Annotated in this window: 3 protein-coding genes; all 3 read right to left on the bottom strand. The window is 29.6% G+C overall.

The window, feature by feature from the left end; translation table 11 throughout:
• Positions 1 to 90: 90 nt before the first annotated feature.
• The gene (locus Q0370_RS08865; RefSeq protein WP_299574792.1) at positions 91 to 315 is read right to left on the bottom strand and encodes a hypothetical protein; all 225 of its coding nucleotides are present in this window, start codon (positions 313 to 315) and stop codon (positions 91 to 93) included.
• 159 nt (positions 316 to 474) lie between these two features.
• Entirely contained in the window at positions 475 to 1,404 is a 930-nt protein-coding gene (locus Q0370_RS08860; RefSeq protein WP_299574789.1) for a 3-oxoacyl-[acyl-carrier-protein] synthase III C-terminal domain-containing protein, read from the bottom strand.
• Positions 1,401 to 2,661 (bottom strand): F390 synthetase-related protein (locus Q0370_RS08855; protein WP_299574786.1); only part of this gene is annotated, 1,261 nt, incomplete at its 5' end. The genes Q0370_RS08855 and Q0370_RS08860, both read right to left, overlap by 4 nt.

Raw genomic sequence — 2,661 nt, 5'->3', positions numbered from 1 at the left:
ATTCTTTTTTGTTCAAATTTCTGTAATTCCTTTACTTTTTCAAAAATAATATCTACATTTTGTTCCCTTAAATAACTCATATACAAGGCTCTATCTCAATCCTTCCTTAAGAGCATATACACTTGAAATTTTTCCACCACTATCATATCGAACTATTATATTCCCTGAAAACGGCTCATTTTCTCCTTTTACATAGGCTTTTCCATCAATAATTTCAACTTCTTTCTCTTCAACTTTTCTTTTTTCATCCGAATACAGTACACCACTAAATATAAAACATATCAAAAATATAAAATTTAAAAATTTAAACTTCATCGACTTTCAGACCTTTCGTAAAATAATTAATAACAATCCCAATGATAAAAAACATCTGAAAAATCTTTATTTCTCTTCCATTTCATACCTCTTCCAAGTTTTAAATTTACTTTCTTTATTTTAAAATCCTAAACTTAAAAAAATTATTATTAATTATAACTATAATTTAATTAGCATCATGTTTGTAGTAAGTCCAGCCGCTGTTCCAATAAGCAAGATTGTATTGCCGCTTTTAATTCTTCCATTTTCCAGTCCATGAACTAATGTTATAGGAACAGATGCTGATACCATATTTCCAAATTCCTTGACTTCATCTAAAAATTTATCTTTTTCTATTCCTAATTTTTGCATTACAAGAGGCATTGCAACGCTAGCCTGATGGGGAACTGTCATATCTATATCTGAGACTTTCATTCCATTATTTTTTAGAAAATTTTTCATTAATTCAGGAATTTTACTTATTGAAAGTGACAATACTGTTTTTCCGTTCATATCGAACATATATTCCTCTTTTGTCATTTCAGAATAATTTTTGGGATGAAAATTGCTTAAACCTCCTCGAATTTCAGTTGAATGTGCTCCTTCTGACCATGTTTTCTGTATTGCGTCAATAATTCCTATTTCCTTTTCAGTTTTTTCGATTACAAATGCCGCCGCTCCATCACTAAAAAGCTGGAAACTTTCCTTTTGTTTTGGATTTAAGGCTTTTGAAGCTACATCACAGGAAACTATCAGTACTCTTTCATATCTTCCTGATTCTACAAGGTATGACATGGTATCCAGAGCAGTTATAAAACTTGTACAGGTAGTATTTATATCAAGAGCTGGAATTGAAGTCCCTTTTGCTATTTTTTCGTGAATTAGGGCTGCTGTACATGGTATAGGCTGTATTCCAACAGCACTGGCTGAAACTATGCAATCAATATCATTAATTGTTATATTTGCATTTTTTAATGCTTTTTCACAGGCGGAAACAGCAAGGGAAATTTGGCTTTCACCTTCACTTATTCTATAACGAACTTGTCCTTTAAGTTCAACTGTATTTTTTGGTAATTCTATTCCATATCCTTTAAATTGAATTCTTCTCATTCTATAACCTTTCTTATTATCCTTTTTAATTTTTTTGTGCTGTCTGTTTTATAATCTATGAATCTGATTTCTACATTTTCTATATTCAAAGAATCGAACAATTTATCAAATTCTTTTCTTACTAGTTTTTCTTGTTCATTATTTACATTCAAAATTGCAATCTCCAGTAAATTGCTATTTATTTGAAAAACCTGATATTCTCTTATATTTTCAGCAAAAAGTATTGTTCTTCTAATAAAATCTGGAAATACAGTAATTTCTTTATCAAATTTATTTATAAACCTGAAAATATCATCTGAACGCCCTTCAATCTTTTCAATTCTCTGTAAAACAGAACCGCACTCACATGGTTCTTCTGATTCAACTAGAATATCATTCAAATAGTAATTTACAAAAGGCTGGCTTGTTCTCCTGAAATCTGTAATTATTGGATAAAATCTTTTTGCATCTATATATTTCCTGTCAAATTTTATTAAATCTTCATTCAAATGAAGATGTCCATATTCACAAGTACAGGCTAAAAAACCTTCTGTCGCCTGGTAAATCTGATGAATTACTTTTAAATTAAACTGCTTTTTTATATATTCCTCATCAGGTTTTTCCAAAATTTCTGCAACTGAAACAACCTTTTTCACAAAAGTTTTCAACTTGCCTTCCTCTATCTTTTTAGCCAGCATTAGTAGTAAGGAGGGGGGAGCAACAATAATAGTTGGATTGTATTCATTCAACCTCTCAATATGTCCATCAATATCTTTAAAAGTATCAAAATATTCCAAACTTATTAAAAAAGAATTTATAGATTTATACAAATCATTGTCTGCTCTTAGGAAAAATGCTATTCTATGTCCAAGAATGCTATTTTTAGGCAGCATTTTAGCCAAAATCGTCCCTGCCCATATACCTTGCTCTTCAGGAGTAGTAATAAACATTCCTCTATGTCCAGAAGTTCCAGAAGACAGCCCTACTGAAATATCTTTGTATTTCTGATCAAAATTTCTTGTTTTTTCACTATTTAAGGCGATTTCCATGGCTTCATCCCTTTTTACTCCTAAAGTATTAAGTTCATCAAAATTTTCCATCATAAATACCTTGTTCATAACAAAATTTTCAGAAATTTCGTGAGTTTTAAAATATGGAGATTTTTCTTTTAGAAATTTTAAGTGTTTATTTACCTGCTTTTTCTGATATTCCAAAAGTTTATCTCGTGAATCCCATTTATTAAAATATCTTATTTTTATAAAACTTGATATAATCTTA

The organism is uncultured Leptotrichia sp. (genome assembly GCF_938036635.1).
Taxonomy (GTDB): Bacteria; Fusobacteriota; Fusobacteriia; order Fusobacteriales; family Leptotrichiaceae; genus Leptotrichia; species Leptotrichia hongkongensis.
The sequence above is the reverse complement of the archived record's forward strand: the minus strand, read 5'-3'. Positions and strand labels throughout refer to the sequence as shown.

What these genes read in the sequence shown, in the direction of transcription:
- Q0370_RS08860 (WP_299574789.1), bottom strand. Translation starts at nt 1,404, where the DNA reads ATGAGAAGAATTCAATTTAAAGGATATGGAATAGAATTACCAAAAAAT.
- Q0370_RS08865 (WP_299574792.1), bottom strand. Translation starts at nt 315, where the DNA reads ATGAAGTTTAAATTTTTAAATTTTATATTTTTGATATGTTTTATATTT.